The organism is Pseudomonas congelans (genome assembly GCF_900103225.1).
GTDB classification, from domain to species: domain Bacteria; phylum Pseudomonadota; class Gammaproteobacteria; order Pseudomonadales; family Pseudomonadaceae; genus Aquipseudomonas; species Aquipseudomonas congelans.
Genome location: NZ_FNJH01000004.1, coordinates 1 through 22,717 on the forward strand (window position 1 = coordinate 1; position 22,717 = coordinate 22,717).

Here is a 22,717-nt window from a genome sequence, read left to right on the forward strand (position 1 = left end):
GTTACATCTTTGATTTCTCGCGGAGTAACTTGGGTTGCTGATAATCTGTTGACTTCAGTCTGACACCACAAGCACCCACACGAATTGCTTGATTCAGTTGTTAAAGAGCGATTGGTTAAGACCTTTCGTCTCAACCGAGGCGCGCATTCTACAGCGTCCTCTGTATCTGTCAAGCGGTTATTTTAAGAAGTTTTCAAAGTTTCCTTTGCAACTTCAACCACTTGCGCTGCGATCAACTCTTGAGTTGCTCATCAGCGGGAGGCGAATTCTACAGCGTTACAACCGCGTGTCAAACTCTTTTTCCTCACCACTGTCGATCAATCCAGACCCGACCTCCTTCCTCGCTGACTCTTCACTCTAAAACCTTGCAAACTATTGATCTACAAGGCTTTTTCGTTTCCGTCTGCGCCGGAAGTGGGGCGAATTATAGACACCTGACAGAGGGCGTCAACCGTTAATTTAAAAAATCTTCGCCCTGCTTTGCGACGCCCCTGTAAACACGGGAGATCCTCTTTAAAGACGATCTCCCTTCCGTAGAATTTACAGGCTCGGAAAGGCAAATTGCGACGCTTCGTGGCTAGCACGTTGCGGCCAGCGCTGAGTAATGGCCTTGCGACGGGTATAGAAGCGCACACCATCGGGACCGTACGCATGCAGGTCGCCGAACAGGGAACGCTTCCAGCCACCAAAGCTGTGATAAGCCACCGGTACTGGCAGCGGAACGTTGACCCCGACCATCCCCACTTCAATTTCGTCGCAGAACAGACGCGCCGCTTCGCCATCGCGGGTAAAGATGCAGGTGCCGTTGCCGTATTCGTGATCGTTGATCAGTTGCATGGCCTGCTCAAGGCTGTCCACACGCACGATGCACAGCACCGGCCCGAAAATCTCTTCTTTATAGATACGCATCTCTGGCGTCACGCGATCGAACAGGCAGCCACCCATGAAGAAGCCCTGTTCGTGCCCGGCAACCTGAAGATTGCGCCCATCGACCACCAAGGTTGCGCCCGCTTGCACACCGTCTTCTATATAGCCGCCGACCTTGTCGCGATGCTGCCCGGTGACCAGTGGCCCCATGTCCAGGCCACAGGTCGTGCCCGCACCGATCTTCAGGCTCTGGATTTGCGGAACCAGCTTGGCCACCAATGCATCAGCGATCTGATCGCCAACGCACACCGCGACCGAGATCGCCATGCAACGCTCGCCGCAGGACCCGTAAGCAGCGCCCATCAAGGCACTCACGGCATTGTCCAGATCGGCATCCGGCATCAACACCGCATGATTCTTGGCGCCACCGAGGGCCTGAACGCGCTTGCCCCGCGCTGCGCCTTCCTTATAGATGTACTCGGCAATAGGCGTAGAACCGACGAAGCTGAGCGCCTTGACCTCCGGCGCTTCGATCAGCGCATCGACCGCGACCTTGTCACCGTGAACCACATTGAGCACACCCTTCGGCAGCCCCGCCTCATGCAGCAGTTCGGCAATCAACAGCGTTGAACTGGGATCGCGCTCCGAAGGCTTGAGGATGAAGCAGTTACCGCACGCAATGGCCAGCGGGTACATCCACAGCGGCACCATCGCCGGGAAGTTGAACGGGGTAATACCGGCAACGATACCCAGCGGTTGAAAGTCAGACCACGCATCGATGTTCGGCCCGACGTTGCGGCTGTATTCACCCTTGAGCACTTCAGGTGCAGCACAGGCGTATTCGACGTTTTCAATGCCGCGCTTCAGCTCGCCCGCCGCATCTTCGAGGGTCTTGCCGTGTTCTTCACTGATCAATTGGGCAATGCGTGCCTCGTTCTGCTCAAGCAGTTGTTTGAAACGGAACATCACCTGAGCACGCTTGGCCGGCGGCGTATTGCGCCACGCCGGAAAGGCAGCCTTGGCCGAGTCGATTGCCTTCTGGACTGTTTCGCGATCGGCCAGCGCTACGGTGTGGATAACCTGCCCGGTCGACGGGTTGAACACATTGGCGCTACGACCTTCAGCAGAAACGAACTCGCCGTGGATCAGGTGTTGAATGCTGCTCATGGAAAACTCCGGATAAAGGCAACGGGCGTGAGTCAGCTCACACCCGATGCGATAAAGGCACGTATATAAGAAGAGAGACTGCCAGCGCGGTCAGTCGATCAGATTCAGGGTTTCGCCGACGGCATCGAACAATCGATCCAGATCCTGCGCCTGGCTGTTGAAGGTCGGCCCGAATTGCAGGGTGTCACCGCCAAAGCGCACGTAGAAACCGGCTTTCCACAGCTTCATGCCCGCCTCGAAGGGCCGCACGATGGCATCCCCGTCACGCGGTGCGAGCTGGATGGCACCCGCCAGACCGTAATTGCGGATATCGACCACGTTTTTCGCGCCCTTGATACCGTGCAGCGCACGTTCAAAATGCGGCGCGACTGCGGCGGCCTGCTGCACCAGATTCTCCCGTTGCAGCAGTTCAAGCGCCGCCAGCCCGGCCGCACACGCCACAGGGTGAGCGGAATAGGTGTAGCCGTGAGGGAATTCGACGGCGTACTCCGGCGTCGGCTGATTCATGAACGTTTGATAGATCTCGCTGCTGGCGATTACCGCGCCCATGGGGATAGCGCCATTGGTGATCTGCTTGGCGATGCACATCAGGTCAGGCGTGACACCGAAACTATCGGCGCCAAACATCGAGCCCGTACGACCGAAGCCGGTGATGACTTCATCGAAGATCAGCAGGATATTGTGCTGATCACAAATCTCACGCAGCCGCTTGAGATAGCCTTGCGGTGGAACGATCACACCGGCCGAGCCCGACATGGGTTCGACGATCACTGCAGCGATGTTTGACGCATCATGCAACTCGATCAGCTTGAGCATCTCGTCAGCCAGCGCGATACCGCCCGCCTCGGGCATGCCCTTCGAGTACGCATTGCTGGCCAGCAGGGTATGCGGCAAGTGGTCGACATCCATCAACTGGCCGAACATCTTGCGGTTGCCATTCACTCCACCCAGGCTGGTGCCCGCCACATTCACGCCGTGATAGCCGCGTGCCCGACCAATCATCTTGGTCTTGGTCGCCTGGCCTTTCAGCCGCCAGTAGGCACGCACCATCTTAACCGCCGTATCCGCGCACTCGGAACCCGAGTTGGTATAGAAGACGTGGTTGAGATTGCCCGGCGTCAGGTCGGTAATCTGTTCTGCCAGCTGGAACGAAAGGGGGTGCCCGAACTGAAAGCCCGGCGAGTAATCCAGCACACCCAGCTGCCGGGACACGGCTTCCTGAATTTCCTTGCGCGTGTGCCCGGCGCCACATGTCCATAGGCCTGAGAGTGCATCGTAGATCCTGCGTCCCTTGTCGTCTGTCAGATAGCTGCCATGCGCGGCCACGACCATGCGCGGGTCGCGCTGGAAATTTCGATTCGCGGTGTAAGGCATCCAGTGAGCATCGAGCTTCAACTGACGGGTGACAGGCACATCGGACACTTCGAACATATTCATGGGAGCAAGCCTCGCAGGCGCTGAACGATCAGTCATTGCAGCTAAGGTGCCACGCGGATAAAGTTCATAAAACCCGACTTTTACGATCTTTGGTTTGGTAATTACTAAACAATGAATATCCGTCGTTCCGATCCCGTGTCGCAGGTCAGTGATTTTGATATCCGCTTGCTGCGCCTATTCAAAAGCGTTGTCGAGGCGGGTGGCTTTTCTGCGGCTGAAAGCGTGCTCGGCATTGGCCGATCAGCGATCAGCCAGCAGATGAGCGATCTGGAACAACGCCTCGGCCTGCGTCTGTGCCAGCGAGGACGCGCCGGTTTTTCGCTGACCGACGAAGGGCGCGAGGTCTATCAGTCGTCGCTGCAACTGCTCAGCGCCCTGGAAAGTTTCAGGACAGAGGTCAACGGCCTGCACCAGAACCTGCGCGGCGAACTGAACATCGGCCTGACCGACAATCTGGTCACCCTCCCCCACATGCGCATCACCCACGCCCTGGCTCGACTGAAAGAGCGCGGGCCGGGCGTGCACATCAACATCCGCATGATTGCCCCCGCCGAAGTAGAGCGCGGTGTACTCGACGGCGGCCTGCATGTCGGTGTCGTGCCGCAGGCCAGTGCTTTGCCGGGGCTTGAGTATCATTCTTTATACAGCGAGCGCTCGCTGCTCTACTGCGCGGTCGGGCACCCCCTGTTTTACGCCGACAATGCCGCGCTGGATGACGCACGCCTCGCACAACAGGAAGCCATCGCTCCGACCTTTCGCCTGCCCAACGATGTTCAGGACCACTATCAGGCACTGACCTGCACGGCCAGCGCGTCTGACCGGGAAGGTATCGCCTTCCTGATTCTGACCGGTCGCTACATAGGCTACCTGCCCGATCATTACGCCAACGCCTGGGTGCAGGAAGGCAGGCTGCGCGCATTGAAACCGGATTCGAAGTTCTACGACCTCAACCTGGTGACCGTCACCCGCAAAGGCCGGCGCCCTCATTTGGTGCTGGAGAGCTTTTTGGAAACACTTGCCGCTACCCGATGACACATTTCTGCCCGGTAACTGGCCGCTTCGACGACGCTGCAGCGCGGGTTGAAAGCGCTATCAAGCTGATATTTATTGAAATAACCGGACTCAAATAAAAATAACCTGAGCAACTGGACAGTTTTTTGCAGTAGTCCCGAACAACGACACGCCAGCACATGGCATTTCCCCGTCCGAGACCTCGCCATGCAGCCTGAAACATTCGACAACGATGATCTGATCTACGGCCTGAACGACCGCCCCAAACCCTGGACGGCCATTTTGGCAGCGTTCCAGCACGTTCTCGCCAGCTTCGTGGGGATCATCACTCCGCCCCTGATCATCGGCTCGACCCTCGGCCTGACCCAATACATGCCGTACCTGATAAGCATGGCCTTGATGGTCTCGGGCACCGGTACTTTCATCCAGGCGCGCCGCCCGTTCGGTATCGGCGCGGGCATGATCTGCCTGCAAGGCACCAGCTTCGCGTTCCTGGGCGCCGTGTTGTCCGCAGGCTTTCTGGTCAAGCAGCGCGGCGGCAGCCCGGAGGACATCATGGCGATGATCTTCGGCGTGTGCTTTTTCGGTGCGCTGGTGCAGATCGCACTAAGTCGCTGCATTAGCCAGTTGCGAAGGGTCATCACGCCGCTGGTGACCGGCATTGTCATCACGCTGATTGGTGTGAGCCTGATCAAGGTGGGCGTGACAGACCTGGGCGGCGGCTTCAACGCGCCGGACTTCGGCGCCCCGGTGAATCTGGCGCTGGGCGCGTTCGTGCTGGCCGTGATCATTGTGCTCAATCGCTCGACTACGCCCTGGGTACGTTTGTCAGCCATCATCATCGGCCTGGCGGTCGGCAGTCTGGCCGCGTGGTTCAGCGGCAAACTGGTGCCGCAACCCCTTCACGACCTGCCATTGATCAGCGTTCCGATGCCCTTCCGCTTCGGCTTCAATTTCGACTGGAGCGCTTTCCTGCCTGTCGCGCTGATTTATCTGATCAGCAGCATCGAAACGGTCGGCGACCTGACCGCCAATTGCATGCTCGCGCGCCAGCCCATCAGCGGACCGAGCTACCTGGCACGCCTCAAGGGCGGCGTACTGGGCGATGGCGTCAGCTGCATGATCGCCGCGACCTTCAGCGCATTTCCCAATACCACCTTTGCGCAAAACAACGGTGTGATCCAGTTGACCGGCGTTGCCAGTCGCTATGTCGGGCTGTACATCGGCGCGGTGCTGTTCGTGCTCGGGCTTTTTCCACACATTGGTGCCATCGTTCAGCAGATCCCTAAGCCGGTGCTCGGCGGCGCAACGCTGGTCATGTTCGGCAGCGTCGCGGCGGCCGGTGTACGCATTCTGGCCCAGTCGCCGCTCGACCGACGCAGCATGCTGATCATTGCGACGTCATTGGGTGTCGGTCTGGGCATTGCGTCGCAGCCTGCGCTGCTGCATCAATTGCCGAAACTGGTGCAGAACCTGTTCGATTCGGCCATCACCAGCGGCGGTATCACGGCCATTGTCATGTGCCTGCTGATTCCGGAAAGCAAAGTCGCCGCCGCTACGACCGACGACGTGCCGGAACCCGAACCTGTGGAGCAACCACGATAACTTTGCATGCCGCGCCCGCACCGACGCTTGCGAGATGCTCGCCGGTGCGCTATCTGTTCATCCGTCGCGCCCTACGACCTGTCCGGAATTGCCCATGACCCTTGAAGTCCCCGCACACAGCGCTCACGTCACCAAGCCTGCAAGCCGTATTCGTCAGAAGAACGAAGAAGCGATCATTCAGGCGGCAGAAGATGAATTTGCCCGCCACGGTTTCAAGGGCACCAGCATGAACACCATCGCGATCAAGGCCGGGCTGCCAAAAGCCAATCTGCATTACTACTTCACCAACAAACTCGGCCTGTATGTCGCGGTGCTCAGCAACATCATCGATTTGTGGGACAGCACCTTCAACCACCTCAGCGTCGAAGACGACCCGGCAGAGGCGCTGGCCCGCTATATTCGCGCCAAGATGGAGTTCTCGCGCCGCCAGCCACAGGCCTCGCGGATCTTCGCCATGGAAATCATCAGCGGTGGCGAATGCATGAGCGAGTACTTCAGCCAGGATTACCGCCTGTGGTTCCAGGGCCGGGCCGCGGTCTTTCAAGCCTGGATCGACGCCGGCAAGATGGACCCCGTTGACCCGGTGCACCTGATCTTCCTGCTATGGGGCAGCACCCAGCACTATGCCGACTTCGCCTCGCAGATCTGTCGCGTCACCGGTCGCTCCCGACTGACGCGCCAGGACATGGATCAGGCCAGCAACAATCTCATTCGAATCATCCTCAAAGGTTGTGGGCTCACGCCGCCAGCCTTGTAGAATCGTCGCCTGGACGTCAGCTGGACACACGCATGCCTTTTACCCTGGTCGGCCCTTGCGAGTTTCGTGAAGAAATCCGCAAGAGCCGCTTCATCACCCTTGCCGCCCCCATCGCCAGCCCGACCGACGCACAGGCGTTCATCGAGCAACACAGTGACCTGAATGCCACTCACAATTGCTGGGCCTGGAAGCTCGGTGGTCAGTATCGCAGCAACGATGACGGCGAACCGGGCGGCACTGCAGGCAGGCCGATTCTGGCCGCCATCGAAGCGCAGGCGTTCGATCAGGTCGTGGTGCTGGTGATCCGCTGGTACGGCGGCATTCAACTGGGGACAGGCGGCCTGGCCCGCGCCTATGGCGGCGGTGCCAACAAATGTCTGCAACAGGCCGAGCGTCTGCCGCTGATCCAGCGCGCGTCGTTCCACCTTGAATGCAGCTTCAGTGAGCTGGCGCTGGTCAAGCTGCGTCTCGGCGAATTGAACGGTCTTGTGGAAAGCGAAAACTTCATGGCCAACGGTGTGCAGATGTCCATCGCCATCGGCCCCGAGCACACCGACACCCTGCAGCGCCAACTGGCCGATCTGAGTCGCGGCAGAATCCTTCTGCACGCAGCGCCGGAGCAGTAGCCGGAGCCTTTGCGCAACATGTCAAAACTGCCCACATCTACTGTGCATCCGGCTGTGGATAAGCTGAGCACACTCCACCGCGAGCCTTGCCGGGCTTGCGTTTCAGGCGAATGATCGTTTTTTGAGCAATTGCCGTGCGTGGATCCATAAAGAGTGCAAAAACAGCCTGTTAGCGCTTCTTAGTGCCTTTGGATGTTAACCGCCGCCGCATTATTCTCACTCAACGCGCTTGCGCACAGTATCTGTGGAAGAACCTGTGGATAACAGGTGCAAGGGTCGCGCATTGGTTCAGCGCACCGCCCTCCACGTCCGCTGTACATTTTTTGTTCAAATCAAAGAGCCACATTGGCCCGCGTTCAACATGCACGCCCCGAACTGGTGCTGGAACGAGCGCGCTCGATGGGCGAAGGCCGGTGACAGGGCCGAAAACTCAGTGCCTGGCCTTGATTCCGCGTGCCGGATGCGAATCCTGACTCCTTGGCCAGGATTTTGCTTTATCCACACGCGACCCACTTCTGCCTCAGAGCCTTTCATGTCAAACCACGCGATACCTGCGCGCCTGCAACTGCGCCACATCACCAAACGGTATCCCGGCTGCCTGGCCAACGACTCCGTCGACCTGACGATTCAGCCCGGAGAGATTCACGCCCTGCTGGGTGAAAACGGTGCGGGCAAAAGCACGCTGATGAAGATCATCTATGGCGTGACGCAGCCCGACGCCGGGACGATCATCTGGCAAGGCCAGGCGCAGACCATGCGCAATCCGGCGCAGGCCAGAAGCCTGGGCATCGGCATGGTGTTCCAGCATTTTTCGCTGTTCGAAACCCTCAGCGTCGCGCAAAACATCGCGCTGGCCATGGGCGCAGCGGCAGGCACGCCCAAACAACTGGAGCCGCGCATCCGTGAGGTCTCACAACGCTACGGCATGGCGGTGGAACCCCAGCGGCTGGTCCACAGCCTGTCGATTGGCGAGCGGCAGAAAGTCGAGATCATTCGCTGCCTGATGCAGGACATTCGCCTGTTGATCCTCGACGAACCCACGTCGGTGTTGACGCCCCAGGAAGCCGAGGAGCTGTTCGTGACCCTGCGCCATCTGGCTCGAGAAGGCTGCAGCATTCTGTTTATCAGTCACAAGCTGGGCGAGGTGCGCGCGCTGTGTCACAGCGCAACCGTGCTGCGCAACGGCAAGGTCTCCGGGCACTGCATTCCCGCTGAATGTTCCGATCTGGAACTGGCGCGCTTGATGGTCGGTGATGCCGAAGGGCTGACCGCGCAGTATGAGAAAGTCAGCGGCAGCACAGTCTTTTTGCGCATCGACAAACTGTCCTGGCACAACCCGGACCCGTTCGGCTGCTCACTCAAAGACCTCAGTCTGGAAGTACGCAGCGGCGAAATCGTCGGTATCGCAGGCGTAGCCGGGAATGGTCAGGATGAATTGCTGGCGCTGCTCAGCGGCGAACAGACCTTGCCGCACGCCCAGGCGGCGACCCTGCGTTTTGAGGATGCCCCGGTCGGCAACCTGCGCCCCGATGCGCGGCGCAAGCGTGGCTTGGCTTTCGTCCCGGCCGAGCGCCTGGGACATGGCGCAGTGCCGGAACTCAGTCTTGCCGACAACGCGCTGCTTACCGCCTTCCAGCAAGGGCTGGTGAGCAATGGCCTGATCCAGCGCAGCAAGGTGCGCGCACTGGCTGACGAAATCATTCGGCGCTTTGCAGTCAAGACGCCGGATGCACTGGCCCCGGCGCGCAGTCTGTCGGGCGGCAACCTGCAGAAATTCATTCTCGGTCGGGAAATTCTGCAAAAGCCGAAACTGTTGATTGCCGCGCATCCCACCTGGGGCGTGGATGTCGGCGCTGCGGCGGCGATCCATCGGGCGCTGATTGCCTTGCGCGACGCCGGGGCCGCGATTCTGGTGATCTCCGAAGACCTGGACGAATTGTTCCAGATCAGCGACCGACTCGCCGCCCTGAGCGGCGGTCAGCTTTCCGACCTTATCCCTACTGAACAGACCAGCACCGTGCAAATCGGCGGCTGGATGGCGGGACAGTTCGATCATTCTCAAACCCAAGCCCACGTGCCTGGTTAACGGAGCAAAACATGCTGCTTTCTCTGGAACCGCGCGGCCAGCAATCGCGCGCGATGTTGTGGTGCTCCCCTTTACTGGCTGCGGTGCTGACCCTGGTCTGCGGTTCGCTGCTGTTCATCGGTCTGGGCCTGAACCCTGTGGTGACACTGCACACCTTGCTGATCGCGCCGGTCAGCGACTGGTACGGCCTGTCGGAATTGATGGTCAAGACCCTGCCGATTCTGCTCTGCGCGCTGGGTCTGGCGGTCGCCTATCAGGCGCGCATCTGGAACATCGGTGCGGAAGGCCAGTTGCTGCTCGGCGCATTGGCGGGCAGTGCCGTGGCGGTAAATATCATCGAGATGGAAAGTCGTTGGGCGCTGGTCATGGTGTTGCTGGCCGGCACCCTCGCCGGCGCTGCCTGGGCGGGCGTGACCGCCTGGCTGCGCACGCACTTCAACGCCAATGAAATCCTCACCAGCATCATGCTCAATTACATCGCCCTCAACTTGCTGCTGTATTTCGTCCATGGGCCGCTCAAGGACCCGGCCGGCATGAACTTCCCGGAGTCAGCGACCTTCGGCGACGCCAGCCGCCTGCCGCTGTTGATGGAGGATGGCCGCGCGCACATCGGCGTGTACTTTGCCCTGTTCGCGCTGGTCGCGGTCTGGGTGTTGCTGCAACGCAGCTTTGTCGGCTTCCAGATCAAGGTGCTGGGCCTGGACAAGCGAGCGGCTGGCTTCGTCGGCTTTCGCGAAAAACGCCTGGTGTGGCTGGTGCTGTTGATCAGTGGCGCACTTGCCGGGCTGGCGGGCGTGTCGGAAGTGGCAGGGCCGATTGGCCAACTGGTGCCGCAGGTCTCGCCAGGTTATGGCTATGCCGCGATCACCGTGGCCTTTCTCGGCCGCCTCAACCCCATCGGCATTCTGTTCTCCAGCCTGCTGATCGCCCTGCTGTATCTGGGTGGGGAAAGTGCGCAAATGACCTTGAACCTGCCGTTGGCAATCACGCAACTGTTTCAGGGGATGATGCTGTTTTTCCTGCTCGCCTGCGATGTGCTGATTCTCTACCGCCCACGTCTGAAACTGCACTGGGCCAAGCGCCAGATGACACCCGTCACAGGAGCCGCATGATGGATATCGACCTGCTGAGCAATATTTTCTACGCCATGGTCCGTTGCGGAACCCCCTTGCTGCTGGTGGCGCTGGGCGAGCTGATCTGTGAAAAAAGCGGCGTCATCAACCTCGGTCAGGAAGGCATGATGCTGTTCGGCGCAGTGATCGGTTTCATCGTCGCCCTGAACACCGGCAACCTCTGGCTGGGCGTGCTGCTGGCGATGCTCGCAGGCATGCTGCTCTCGGCGCTGTTTGCCCTGGTGGCGCTGGTGTTCAACGCCAATCAGGTCGCGACCGGGCTGGCGCTGACCATCTTCGGCGTCGGCCTTTCCAGCTTCGTCGGGGCCGCCTGGGTCGGCAAACCGTTGAGCGGTTTCGAACCGGTCGCCATCCCGTTGCTTAGCAACATTCCACTGATCGGCCGCATGCTGTTTGCCCAGGACCTGCTGGTCTACCTGTCTTTCGCCTTGTTCGCGCTGGTCGCCTGGGCACTGCTGAAAAGCCGCGTCGGGCTGATCATCCAGGCCGTCGGCGAAAACCCTGACGCCGCCAGCGCCATGGGCTTGCCGGTGCTGCGCGTGCGCACCCTCGCAGTGCTGTTCGGCGGCGCAATGGCCGGGCTGGCCGGGGCTTATCTGTCACTGGCCTACACGCCGATGTGGGCAGAAAACATGAGCGCCGGACGTGGCTGGATTGCCCTGGCACTGGTGGTTTTCGCCAGCTGGCGCGTGTGGCGCCTGCTGCTCGGTGCCTACCTGTTCGGTCTGGCCAGCATTCTGCACCTGGTCGCGCAGGGCATCGGCCTGGCCATCCCGTCCAACCTGCTGGCGATGCTGCCTTATGTGGCTACCATCATCGTCCTCGTCCTGCTCTCCCGCGATGCTCTGCGCACCCGGCTGTATGCGCCGGTATCGCTGGGCCAGCCTTGGCGGGCGGGGCATTAAGGAGCTAGCGGCGCAGATGGTTGACGCAGAGCGTCACGAACGGCATTCCCACGCCGGAGCGTGAGGAACGATAATCCTGAAACTATCAGGCATGCCGTTCCAGTGATTCCCCTGAACGTTTTCGGCTCACCAAGATTCCAACAGGTCATGGGCAGGAGTACGCTGCAAGGTCGAAACTTTCGAGAGGCCTTGCTGGCACTGCCATGGAGTCTGTCTCTCAATCTGCCAAGGAATCATTCATGACCACTACCAAAAAAACCGCCCTCATCATCGGCGCCTCTCGCGGTCTGGGGCTTGGGCTGGTTCAGCGCTTGACCGAACAGGGCTGGCAAGTCACCGCCACCGTACGTGATCCGCAAAATGCCGAAAACCTGAAAGCAGTCGAGGGCGTGCGCATCGAAGCTGTGGATCTGGACGAAACGGCTTCGCTTGAAGTGCTGGTCCAGAAACTGCGCGGTGAGGTGTTCGACGTGCTGTTCGTCAACGCCGGCATCAGCGGCGCGGCACACCAGAGCGCTGCGAAGTCGACCGCTGCCGAGCTCGGGCAGTTGTTCCTGACCAACGCTGTGGCGCCGATTCGTCTGGCCGAGCGCTTCGTCGATCAAATTCGTCCCGGCACGGGCGTCCTGGCGTTCATGAGTTCGTGGCTGGGCAGCGTCACTTGCCCGGATGGCGCCAACCTTGCGCTGTACAAGGCCAGCAAAGCCGCGCTCAATTCGATGACCAATACCTTCGTCACCGAGCTGGGTGAGAACCGTCCCACCGTGCTGTCGATGCATCCTGGCTGGGTGAAGACCGACATGGGCGGCGAAAATGCCGCCATAGACGTCATGACCAGCACCACCGGGCTGGTCGAACAGCTCAATGCCTACGCCGGCAAAGGCGGCCATCACTTCATCGATTACCAGGGCAAGACGATTGCCTGGTAACCGGCCGCTCGACTAGAATCGCCGTCCTCCGCCGGGGCGCATCTGCCCCCGGCGACCCTGGATCAGCAGACAGGGCAACACTGAGCTGGCTAACCTGAACCTGTCTTTCAGAGGAGCCGGCCCATGCCCGCGATCCGTATCTGGTTGAAAAATCCCCTTGCCGTGTTTACTGCCAATGACCTGGACGCCCGTGGCGGTCTGGTAATTGAAGGCGGCGTCATCACTGAAGTGCTGGCCGCCGGGCAGCTCCCTTCGACACCTTGCACTCAGACATTCGATGCGAGCGAGCATGTGCTGCTGCCGGGGCTGATCAACACACACCATCACTTCTATCAGACCCTCACGCGGGCCTGGGCGCCGGTGGTCAATCAGCCGTTGTTCCCCTGGCTGAAGACCCTGTACCCGGTATGGGCGCGCCTGACGCCGGAGAAGCTCGCAGTCGCCAGCAAGGTGGCGCTGGCCGAGTTGTTGCTGTCCGGGTGCACGACCGCTGCCGATCATCACTATCTGTTTCCCGATGGGCTGGAACACGCTATCGATGTACAGGTGCAGAGCGTTCGGGAACTGGGCATGCGCGCGATGCTGACCCGTGGCTCGATGAGCCTGGGCGAAGCGGATGGAGGCTTGCCGCCGCAGCAAACCGTGCAGCAGGGTGAGGTGATTCTGGCCGACAGCCAGCGCTTGATCGAGACCTACCATCAACGTGGCGACGGCGCGCAGATTCAGATCGCCCTGGCGCCCTGCTCACCCTTCTCGGTCACCCCGCAGATCATGGCCGAGAGCGCAGCCATGGCGGAAAAACTCGACGTGCGCCTGCACACGCACCTGGCCGAAACCCTCGACGAAGAAGACTTCTGCCTGCAACGCTTCGGCCTGCGCACCGTGGATTATCTGGACAGCGTCGGCTGGCTGGGCCCGCGCACCTGGCTGGCCCATGGCATCCATTTCAACCCCGACGAAATCGCCCGTCTCGGCGCAGCAGGTACGGGCGTCTGTCACTGCCCAAGCTCTAACATGCGCCTGGCCTCCGGCATCTGCCCGACCCTGGACCTGCTCGCGGCGGGCGCGCCGTTGGGGCTTGGGGTCGATGGTTCGGCGTCCAACGACGCATCGAACATGATTCTGGAAACCCGCCAGGCGCTTTACCTGCAGCGTCTGCGCTACGGCGCCGAAAAAATCACCCCGCAGCTGGTGCTGGGCTGGGCCACCAAGGGGTCGGCGCAATTGCTGGGACGCACTGACCTCGGTGAACTGGCGGTGGGCAAACAGGCTGATCTGGCGTTGTTCAAGCTGGACGAACTGCGCTTTTCCGGCAGCCATGACCCGCTGTCAGCCCTGCTGCTGTGCGGCGCAGACCGTGCCGACCGGGTAATGATTGCAGGGCATTGGCGAGTGATCGACGGCCAGGTCGAAGGGCTGGACATCAAGCAACTGATTGCCGATCACAGCCAGGCCGCGCGGGAATTGATTCAGGGCTGAACGTGCGCAACGATACTCTCGACTATCGTGCGACGCTCCGCGTCGGCATGCCGTTCAGGACGCTCTGCGTCCTCTCGCTACGCCGAACGTGAGGACGATAGGCAATGAGCCTTAAAGCCCCAGACACGAGAGCATGATGAACGTCGCGAACAGCACGAAGTGGGTCATGCCTTCGATGGCGTTGGTTTCACCGTCGTTGAGGTTGATCGCGGACACCAGCAGGGTGATGAAGATCATCACGGTCTGCACCGGAGTCATGGCCATCTGGAAAGGCTGGCCACTGTAAAGCGCCATAGCTTCCATCACCGGAACCGTGAGGATCACGGTCGACAGCGAAGCGCCCAGAGCGATGTTGACCACCGACTGCATGCGGTTGGCCAGCGCGGCACGCAGGGCCGTGAGGATCTCGGGCGCGGCGGAGATGGCGGCTACCAGGATGGCGGTCATCACCGGCGGTGCACCGGTGCCTTCCAGTCCCAGGTCAACCGTCTTCGACATCACTTCGGCCAGCGCACCGATCACCACCACGCCGACAACCAGTGTGGCAATTGAGCGGGTCAGATTGACCGGCTCTGCATGTTCTTCAGCCGGACTGGAGCCCTGGCCCTGGCGTTTCTTCTTTTCCGGGTAGCTGTAGCTGAAAAAGTAACTGTGCGGCCCGACCTGCATGCGCAGGAACAGCGTGTAGAGCAGGATCATCGCGCCGATGGTGAACGCCGAATAGAGCTTCCAGTCACCTTTGGGAATGAACTCGGGTACGACCATCGAGACACCCATCGCGGTGAGGATCATCACGCTGTAGGTGCGCGCCGAATCGTCGTTGTACGACTGCTCGCCGTGCTTGATACCGCCCATCAGCGCCGCAAGACCGAGGATGCCGTTGATGTCGAGCATCACCGCCGAATAAATCGTGTCCCGCACCAGCGTCGGCGACGGCTCGTTGCTCATCATGATCGCCAGGATCACCACTTCGACCGTCACCGCCGACAGCGTGAGGATCATCGTGCCGTAAGGATCGCCGACCTTTTCCGCCAGCATCTCGGCGTGATGCGCAACGCGCATCGAGGCGCAGACGATGAAGGCGACCAGCGCCAGCCCCGACACCAGCGCAACGACCTGACCATTGCCTACCAGCACGTGCTCCAGTGGATAAGCGACGAACATGGCAATGATTGCCAGCAACAGAAACTTTTCTTGCTTGAGCAATGCGCCCATTTTTATTCCCCAAACCTTGCGACATCGCCGCGGATGTACATGAAGGTGGCCAACAGTGAAGGCTGTCAGAGTAGCGTGTGTGACAAAAGGTTTCATAAAATAGCCCGAATGAGAACGGCACTCACGCGTAAATGACTTTTGATCCCGTCGCCGCGATGTGAAATAGTGCCCGCCGTTTTCTTCGCGGCCTTCAGGGCGCGCCTGTTTTTCATGATTCCGCTTTGTTAGAAAGGACCTTTGCCATGCGTGCTTTTCGACTTCCGCATCTGCTGGCTTGCGGCCTGCTGACCCTGATCGCGACCCTCGCCCAGGCCGCACCTATCGACATCGATGACGGCCAACACAAAGTCCACCTGCCTGATACTCCCAAGCGTGTGGTGGTGCTGGAGTTTTCGTTTCTCGACGGGCTGGCATCGGTGGGCGTGACACCCGTCGGCGCGGCGGACGATGGCGATGCCAACCGCGTGCTGCCCAAGGTGCGCAAGGCCGTCGGTGAATGGCAGTCGGTGGGCCTGCGTTCGCAACCCAATATAGAAGTGATCGCGCGGCTCAAGCCGGACCTGATCATTGCCGACCTCGGTCGCCATCAGGCGCTGTACAACGACCTGGCCAGCCTGGCGCCGACGCTGATGCTGCCGTCACGCGGCGAGGATTATCAGGGCAGCCTGAAGTCTGCAGAACTGATCGGCGTCGCGCTGGGCAAGGGGCCGCAGATGCAGGCGCGCATCGCGGAAAACCGGCAGCACCTGAAGACCGTCGCCGAGCAGATTCCGGCCAACACCAACGTGCTGTTCGGCGTCGCCCGCGAAGACAGCTTCTCGGTCCATGGCCCGCACTCTTATGCAGGCAGCGTACTGCAGGCGATAGGTCTGAAAGTCCCGGAAGTGCGCAAAAACGCCGCGCCCACCGAATTCGTCAGCCTGGAGCAACTGCTGGCTCTGGATCCCGGCTGGTTGCTGGTCGGCCATTACCGCCGTCCGAGCATTGTCGACACCTGGAGCAAGCAGCCGCTGTGGCAGGTGCTGGGCGCTGTGCGTAACAAGCAAGTGGCCGAAGTGGATGGCGACAGCTGGGCGCGCAATCGCGGGATCATGGCCTCCGAGCAGATCGCCGACGATGCGCTTGCCGTGCTCAAGGGCGGCAAGGCCGTGCTGAACCCGTAAATGCGCCGCTGGCTGATGGCGGGCGTCATCACCGTGGCCTGCCTGGGACTGTTCTGGGTGTCGCTGTTCGCCCTTTCGTCGTTCAGCATTCGGCAGGTGGATGCCTGGAACGGACTGATAACGCAGGGCCGTGAGGGCGGCAATATTGCTTACATCGTTGCGCAACTGCGCGTGCCACGCGCCTTGTGCGCGGCACTGGTCGGTGCCTGCCTGGGCATGGCCGGCGCGCTGATGCAGGGCATCACCCGCAACCGTCTGGCCTCCCCGTCATTGTTTGGCGTTACCGCAGGCGCAGCCTTGGGGCTGGCGCTGTTTTCCACCGGCCTGGTCGCTCTGCCCTTCCCCGGTGGCGCCCTGCTGATGACCTGCCTCGGCGGTGCGCTGGCGTGGATCACCGTGTTCAGTCTCGGCGGTGCATGGTCACCCGCCACGGCTCAAGGCCGGCTGGTGCTGGCAGGCGTTGCCGTCGCAGCACTGTGCGCTGCATTGACCCGCCTCACAGTCATTCTCGTCGAGGCCCAGGCGCAAAGTGTCCTCAACTGGCTGGCAGGGTCACTGGCCAATGTCGGTGCCGCGCAGTTGCAACTGCTCTGGCCCTGCACGCTGATCGGCGTGGTACTGGCGATGGCCTGTGCACCGCGCCTGAACCTGATCAACCTCGGCGAAGACGCCGCGCGTTCGCTGGGCGTGCGTATCGGGGCGTTACGCCTGCTGGTATTCGTGGTCAGCCTGCTGCTGGTCGGCGCCAGTGTCTGCGCCGTCGGACCGATTGGCTTTGTCGGCCTGATCGCGCCGAACATCGCTCGCCAGTGGCTGGGCAATGACTACCGCTGGCTGATACCGATCAGCGCCGGCCTGGGCGCAGCCATCGTGCTGGCCTCGGACCTGATCAGCCGCGCCGTGGCCTTCCCCGTGGAAACACCGGCCGGGGTGGTGACGGCATTGATCGGCGCGCCGTTCTTTCTGTTTCTGGCGAGGCGTGCGCTATGAACCACCCCCGCTCAAGGTTGCTGCTGCTGATGACCCTGCTGGCACTCGCCCTGCTGCTGAGCCTCAGCGCCGGCACCGTGTGGCTGACACCCGGCGCCGTGCTCGATCACCTGATCGCCCATGACAGCAAGGACTTCGAGGTCTGGAATCATCGCCTGCCACGCGGCCTGATCGCGATCATGACCGGCTGTGCGTTCGGCCTGGCTGGCGCCATCGTGCAAGGCGTGATTCGCAACCCGCTGGCCTCGCCGGAAATCCTCGGCGTCACCCAGGGCGCCGGGCTGGCGTTGACCATTGCGATTATCGGCCTGCCGCAGTTACCGGTGTCCGCGCTGCCGTTTGTGGCGTGTCTGGGCGGCGCGGCGGGTGCGCTGCTGCTGGCGTTGTACAACACCGGCGTGCAGTTTTCCGGGGTGCGTTTTGCGCTGTCCGGGGTCGCGATTGCGGTGACGCTGTCGAGCATCACCGAATTCCTGATCCTGTCCAACCCGCTGGATATCAACACCGCCCTGCTGGCGCTGACCGGCAGTTTGTGGAGCCGCAACTGGCACCACGTTTTACTGGCTTTGCCGCTTCTGCTGCTGATCCCGCTCAGCCTGCTGCTGGCCAAACCGCTGAACCTGATCGGCCTGGGTGACGAGGCCGCGCAGAGCCTGGGTACCGGCCTCAAACGTACGCGCTGGCTGGCGATGGGCAGTGCCGTGCTGTTGACCAGCCTGGGGGTGGGCATTATCGGCCCGGTGAGCTTCGTCGGCCTGGTCGCACCACACATGGCCCGCCGTCTGGTCGGCGGTCATCATCAGTACCTGCTGCCCGCCTCGATGGTGCTGGGCGCGTTATTGCTGGTGCTCGCCGACACGCTGGGACGCACATTGATCGCCCCCAGCGAGATCCCTGCCGGGGTGCTCACAGCGGTGATCGGCGCTCCATACTTCCTCTGGCTGCTGGCCCGATTCAAAGGTTGATCCCATGACTGTTCTGAAGGCGCAGCAACTCGACATCGGCTACGGCGCAACGCGCATCGTGCAGGACCTGTCGTTCAGCCCGCCGCCTGCGCAGGTCACTGCGCTGATCGGTCCCAATGGTTGCGGCAAATCCACCCTGCTCAAGGCCTTCGCCCGGATTCTCACCCCGCAATCGGGCAGTCTCAGCCTGGATGGCACCGCCTACAATCAGCTGTCGGCCAACGAACTGGCGCGCAAGGTGGCCTTTCTGCCGCAAGTGCTGCCGATTCCCGAAGGCGTCAGCGTGCGCCAACTGGTGGCTTACGGCCGCAGTCCGCACAACAGTCTGTGGGGACGTCTGAGTGGAGCCGATCAGCACAGTGTCGATCAAGCCTTGCAGCGCATGGAGCTGGACACACTGGCCGAGCGCCCGCTGTCCGATCTGTCCGGCGGGCAACGACAACGCGCCTGGCTGGCGATGATCCTTGCGCAGGACGCGGCCATCGTTTTGCTCGACGAGCCTACGACCTATCTGGATATCAGCCATCAGGTCGAACTGCTGGACCTGATGCGTGAACTCAGCGCCGAAGGCAAGACGGTGATTACCGTGCTGCACGACATCAATCAGGCTTGCCGCTACGCCGACCATCTGGCGGTCATGCAGGGTGGACGTCTGATGACCTGCGGCGCGCCGGGCGATGTGCTGACGGCCGAGCTGGTCTGCCAGGTGTTCGATGTGCAAGTGCAGATCATGCGCGAACCCGTGGCAGGCACGCCGATGTGCATCGTCGAGCGCAGCACGCGCTGCACCAGTTAGCGGCGCAGCCCATCGCGCCTGCACCTTCGCGCTGCACTACGCGTTATACACAAGTCTGTTTTGGGTTCTGGCCGAAGGCCGTGGGAGCGAAAGGGTCGGCATATTCTCCGAAAATGCATCGCCTGAACGACCTCCTTCGCGGACAAGTCCGCTCCTACACATGCACTATTGCTACAGGGTGAAGCAAGCCAGCATCGTAAGTTGTCCTGTTGGTCAGTTATTTGCATTGTCGGGGTATGCACTCCAACAAGACCGCAAGGAGCTAAACCCGATGCACCTGACCAACCCACGTCGCCCCCTGAAAAAACTGCTGTGCGCCGTCGCCGCCGTTGTCGGCATCGGCTCCAGCCTGCTCGCCTCGGCAGCCGATCCGCTGAAAGTCGGATTCGTCTACATCGGCCCCATCGGCGACCACGGCTGGACCTATCAGCACGAGCAGGGCCGCCAGGCAATGGTCAAGGCGCTGGGTGACAAGGTCACCAGCAGCTATGTGGAAAACGTGCCGGAAGGCGCGGACGCCGAGCGGGTTATCCGCAACATGGCCAAGGGCGGTTATGACCTGATCTTCAGTACCTCGTTCGGCTACATGAACCCCACTCTGAAAGTCGCCAAGCAATTCCCCAAGGTGAAGTTCGAGCACGCGACCGGCTACAAGCAGGACAAGAACATGGGCACTTACCTGGCCCGCACCTATGAAGGTCGCTATGTAAGCGGTTACATCGCCGCGAAGATGACCAAGACCAAGAAGATCGGTTATGTCGCCTCGTTCCCGATTCCTGAAGTGCTGCGCGACATCGACGCCATCCAGCTGGCGCTGAACAAATACAACCCGGGCACCGAGATCAAAGTGGTGTGGGTCAACTCCTGGTTCGATCCGGGCAAGGAAGCCGATGCGGCCAACGCGCTGATCGATCAGGGCGTGGACGTAGTATTCCAGCACACCGACAGCCCTGCGCCGATCCAGACAGCCGAGCGTCGCGGCGTGTATGCCGTCGGTTATGCCTCGGACATGGCCCACTTCGGACCGAAAGCGGTGCTGGCCTCCATCGTCAACAACTGGGGGCCGCACTACATCCAGGCCGCCGAAGGCGCCATCGCGGGTACCTGGAAACCACAGGATTACTGGGGCGGCCTGAAAGAAGGAACGGTCGAATTGCCGATCAGCGACGTGGTGCCTGCTGACGTGAAGGCCGAGGCGCAGAAGATCATCGCCAGCATCGAAAGCGGCGAATTCCACCCGTTCACCGGCCCGATCAAGGACCAGAACGGCACCGTGAAAATCGCTGACGGCGTGGTCGCGACCAATGCCGAGCTGGCATCGATGAACTACTACGTCGAAGGCATCAAGGCCGAGCTGCCAAAGTAATACGGCCGCCGACTGCCTGATGATCGTGCCTGCCGCGCCAGGCACGATCATCGACACCCGACACTTCCCTTTCAGGACCGGTTAATGGACCAGCTTCCCGTCATCGACATTGCCCCGCTCTACGGCACGGACACTCAGGCCTGGCAGGATGTCGCCCGGCAAATCGACAGTGCCTGTCGGGAATGGGGCTTCTTTTACATCAAGGGCCACCCGATCAGTGCGCAACGCATCGAGCAGGTGCAATCGGCGGCAAGGGACTTCTTCGCCCGGCCGGCAGCTGAAAAGCTCCTGATCGATATCACCCAAAGCACGCATCATCGTGGCTACGGCGCCATCGCCACCGAACAACTGGACCCCAGCCTGCCCAGCGACCTCAAGGAAACCTTCGACATGGGCCTGCACCTGGATGCCCGTCATCCCGACGTGCTGGCGGGCAAACCGCTGCGCGGGCCAAACCGGCATCCGGACATTCCCGGCTGGGAAACCCTGATGGAGCAACACTATCTGGACATGCAGGCGCTGGCGCAAACCCTGCTGCGCGCCATGACCCTGGCGCTGGGCATCGAGCGCGATTTCTTCGATCAGCGCTTCAAGGACCCGGTCAGCGTACTGCGCATGATTCATTACCCGCCGCGTGATACGGCGACCTCAGCCGAGCAACAAGGCGCAGGTGCGCATACCGATTACGGTTGCATCACCCTGCTGCATCAGGACACGGCGGGCGGCCTGCAGGTACGTGATGTGCGTGGCGAATGGATCGACGCGCCACCGCTTGACGGCACCTTCGTGGTCAATCTGGGCGACATGATGGCGCGCTGGAGCAACGATCGTTATCTGTCCACTCCGCATCGGGTCATCAGCCCGCTCGGGGTTGATCGCTATTCCATGCCGTTCTTCGCCGAACCGCATCCCGACACGCGCATCGAATGCCTGCCCGGCTGCCAGAGCGAAGGCCAGCCGGCCCGCTATCCGGTGACCACCTGCGCCGAATTTCTGCTGTCGCGCTTCGCGGATACCTACGCTTATCGTCGCGAACAGGAGGCAAGTTGAACGTTCGGTCAGGTTTTACCCTGCGCAGCGACGTGCATCTGTAGAATGCCCGGGATCTGCACCTGATGAGAAAAGAATATGTACGACTGGTTGAACGCCCTGCCCAAGGCAGAACTGCACTTGCACCTCGAAGGCTCGCTGGAACCCGAGTTGCTGTTCGCACTGGCCGAGCGCAACAGGATTGCCCTGCCGTGGGATGACGTCGAAACCCTGCGCAAGGCGTATGCCTTCAACAACCTGCAGGAATTCCTCGACCTGTATTACCGGGGCGCAGACGTATTGCGCACCGAGCAGGACTTCTACGACCTGACCTGGGCTTACCTGCTGCGCTGCAAGGCACAGAACGTTATCCACACCGAACCGTTCTTCGATCCGCAAACCCACACAGACCGTGGCATCCCGTTCGAAGTGGTGCTGGCCGGGATTACCGGTGCGCTGAAAGACGGCAAGTCGAAGCTGGGTGTCGACAGCGGCCTGATCCTGAGCTTCCTGCGTCACCTGTCCCAGGAAGAAGCCGAAAAAACCCTCGATCAGGCGCTGCCGTTCCGTGATGCGTTCGTCGCCGTGGGCCTCGATAGTTCGGAGATGGGCCACCCGCCGAGCAAGTTCCAGCGTGTGTTCGATCGCGCGCGCGACGAGGGCTTCCTGACCGTGGCCCACGCCGGGGAAGAAGGTCCGCCGGAATACATCTGGGAAGCACTGGACCTGCTGAAGATCCAGCGCATCGACCACGGTGTTCGCGCCATCGAAGACGAGCGGCTGATGCAGCGCATCATCGACGAACAGATCCCGCTGACCGTCTGCCCGCTGTCCAACACCAAGCTTTGCGTGTTCGACGACATGGCCCAGCACAACATCCTCGACATGCTCGAGCGCGGCGTGAAGGTCACCGTCAACTCGGACGACCCGGCCTACTTCGGTGGCTACGTGACCGAGAACTTCCACGCGCTGTACACCCACCTGGGCATGACCGAAGACCAGGCCAAACGCCTGGCACAAAACAGCCTGGATGCACGACTGGTCAAGCCCTAGAGAGTGATTGAGCAGGCCACACCCATCGTTCTTCACGCTCCGCGCCACAGAGGACGCAGAGCGTCCCGAACTGCATGCAAACGCGGAGCATTGGCACGATAGTGGTGGCATGCCCATCGTTCCTCACGCTCCGCGTGG

At 61.1% G+C, this 22,717-nt stretch carries 19 protein-coding genes; 16 read left to right on the forward strand and 3 right to left on the reverse strand.

Going from position 1 to position 22,717, the window contains the following annotated elements; genetic code table 11:
- Window positions 1-540: 540 nt before the first annotated feature.
- Together BLR20_RS14760 and aptA are read right to left on the reverse strand one after the other, a co-directional pair.
- On the reverse strand, window positions 541-2,034 hold the full coding sequence (locus BLR20_RS14760) for a CoA-acylating methylmalonate-semialdehyde dehydrogenase (RefSeq protein ID WP_003422228.1): 1,494 nt from the start codon (window positions 2,032-2,034) through the stop codon (window positions 541-543).
- A 90-nt stretch (window positions 2,035-2,124) separates the two neighbouring features.
- On the reverse strand, window positions 2,125-3,471 hold the full coding sequence (gene aptA / locus BLR20_RS14765) for an omega-aminotransferase AptA (RefSeq protein WP_054993575.1): 1,347 nt from the start codon (window positions 3,469-3,471) through the stop codon (window positions 2,125-2,127).
- A 111-nt stretch (window positions 3,472-3,582) separates the two neighbouring features.
- Between aptA and BLR20_RS14770 the strand changes: the two genes are divergently transcribed.
- The 9 genes from BLR20_RS14770 (at window position 3,583) to BLR20_RS14810 (ending at window position 14,002) form a co-directional block, all read left to right on the forward strand.
- Entirely contained in the window at window positions 3,583-4,503 is a 921-nt protein-coding gene (locus BLR20_RS14770; protein WP_024661731.1) for a LysR family transcriptional regulator, read from the forward strand.
- A gap of 186 nt (window positions 4,504-4,689) precedes the next feature.
- Complete coding sequence (locus tag BLR20_RS14775) at window positions 4,690-6,087, forward strand: uracil-xanthine permease family protein (protein WP_054993576.1); 1,398 nt, start codon at window positions 4,690-4,692, stop codon at window positions 6,085-6,087.
- A 94-nt stretch (window positions 6,088-6,181) separates the two neighbouring features.
- On the forward strand, window positions 6,182-6,844 hold the full coding sequence (locus BLR20_RS14780) for a TetR/AcrR family transcriptional regulator (protein WP_003318629.1): 663 nt from the start codon (window positions 6,182-6,184) through the stop codon (window positions 6,842-6,844).
- A 32-nt stretch (window positions 6,845-6,876) separates the two neighbouring features.
- The gene (locus BLR20_RS14785; RefSeq protein ID WP_003414648.1) at window positions 6,877-7,470 is read left to right on the forward strand and encodes an IMPACT family protein; all 594 of its coding nucleotides are present in this window, start codon (window positions 6,877-6,879) and stop codon (window positions 7,468-7,470) included.
- Window positions 7,471-8,002: 532 nt separating this feature from the next.
- Entirely contained in the window at window positions 8,003-9,556 is a 1,554-nt protein-coding gene (locus tag BLR20_RS14790) for an ABC transporter ATP-binding protein (RefSeq protein ID WP_054993577.1), read from the forward strand.
- A gap of 11 nt (window positions 9,557-9,567) precedes the next feature.
- Entirely contained in the window at window positions 9,568-10,668 is a 1,101-nt protein-coding gene (locus BLR20_RS14795; RefSeq protein WP_054993578.1) for an ABC transporter permease, read from the forward strand.
- On the forward strand, window positions 10,668-11,594 hold the full coding sequence (locus tag BLR20_RS14800) for an ABC transporter permease (protein WP_054993579.1): 927 nt from the start codon (window positions 10,668-10,670) through the stop codon (window positions 11,592-11,594). Before BLR20_RS14795 ends, BLR20_RS14800 begins: the two co-directional genes overlap by 1 nt.
- Window positions 11,595-11,833: 239 nt before the next feature.
- Window positions 11,834-12,523: an SDR family oxidoreductase gene (locus BLR20_RS14805; RefSeq protein ID WP_003318635.1), complete on the forward strand. Its 690-nt coding sequence runs from the start codon at window positions 11,834-11,836 to the stop codon at window positions 12,521-12,523.
- Between the two features lie 123 nt (window positions 12,524-12,646).
- Window positions 12,647-14,002: an 8-oxoguanine deaminase gene (locus BLR20_RS14810; RefSeq protein ID WP_054993580.1), complete on the forward strand. Its 1,356-nt coding sequence runs from the start codon at window positions 12,647-12,649 to the stop codon at window positions 14,000-14,002.
- A gap of 111 nt (window positions 14,003-14,113) precedes the next feature.
- Here BLR20_RS14810 and BLR20_RS14815 read toward each other — a convergent pair whose 3' ends face one another.
- The gene (locus BLR20_RS14815; protein ID WP_032615316.1) at window positions 14,114-15,217 is read right to left on the reverse strand and encodes a calcium:cation antiporter; all 1,104 of its coding nucleotides are present in this window, start codon (window positions 15,215-15,217) and stop codon (window positions 14,114-14,116) included.
- Between the two features lie 242 nt (window positions 15,218-15,459).
- On the opposite strand from BLR20_RS14815, the gene BLR20_RS14820 reads away from it, so the two are divergent.
- The 7 genes from BLR20_RS14820 to BLR20_RS14850 all read left to right on the forward strand — a co-directional run bounded on the left by BLR20_RS14820 (window position 15,460) and on the right by BLR20_RS14850 (window position 22,579).
- Window positions 15,460-16,380: a Fe(3+) dicitrate ABC transporter substrate-binding protein FecB gene (locus BLR20_RS14820; RefSeq protein WP_054993581.1), complete on the forward strand. Its 921-nt coding sequence runs from the start codon at window positions 15,460-15,462 to the stop codon at window positions 16,378-16,380.
- Entirely contained in the window at window positions 16,381-17,370 is a 990-nt protein-coding gene (gene fecC, locus BLR20_RS14825; protein ID WP_054993582.1) for an iron-dicitrate ABC transporter permease FecC, read from the forward strand.
- Window positions 17,367-18,335: an iron chelate uptake ABC transporter family permease subunit gene (locus tag BLR20_RS14830; protein ID WP_054993583.1), complete on the forward strand. Its 969-nt coding sequence runs from the start codon at window positions 17,367-17,369 to the stop codon at window positions 18,333-18,335. The genes fecC and BLR20_RS14830 overlap by 4 nt, the downstream gene beginning before the upstream one ends.
- Window positions 18,336-18,339: 4 nt before the next feature.
- A complete protein-coding gene (gene fecE / locus BLR20_RS14835) occupies window positions 18,340-19,131 on the forward strand; it encodes a Fe(3+) dicitrate ABC transporter ATP-binding protein FecE (RefSeq protein WP_054993584.1) in 792 nt (263 codons plus the stop codon).
- Window positions 19,132-19,402: 271 nt separating this feature from the next.
- Complete coding sequence (locus tag BLR20_RS14840; RefSeq protein WP_054993585.1) at window positions 19,403-20,497, forward strand: BMP family ABC transporter substrate-binding protein; 1,095 nt, start codon at window positions 19,403-19,405, stop codon at window positions 20,495-20,497.
- An 84-nt stretch (window positions 20,498-20,581) separates the two neighbouring features.
- Entirely contained in the window at window positions 20,582-21,547 is a 966-nt protein-coding gene (locus BLR20_RS14845; protein WP_054993586.1) for a 2-oxoglutarate and iron-dependent oxygenase domain-containing protein, read from the forward strand.
- Window positions 21,548-21,625: 78 nt separating this feature from the next.
- Window positions 21,626-22,579, forward strand: a complete 954-nt coding sequence (locus BLR20_RS14850; RefSeq protein WP_010431810.1) for an adenosine deaminase — start codon at window positions 21,626-21,628, stop codon at window positions 22,577-22,579.
- Window positions 22,580-22,717 lie beyond the last annotated feature (138 nt).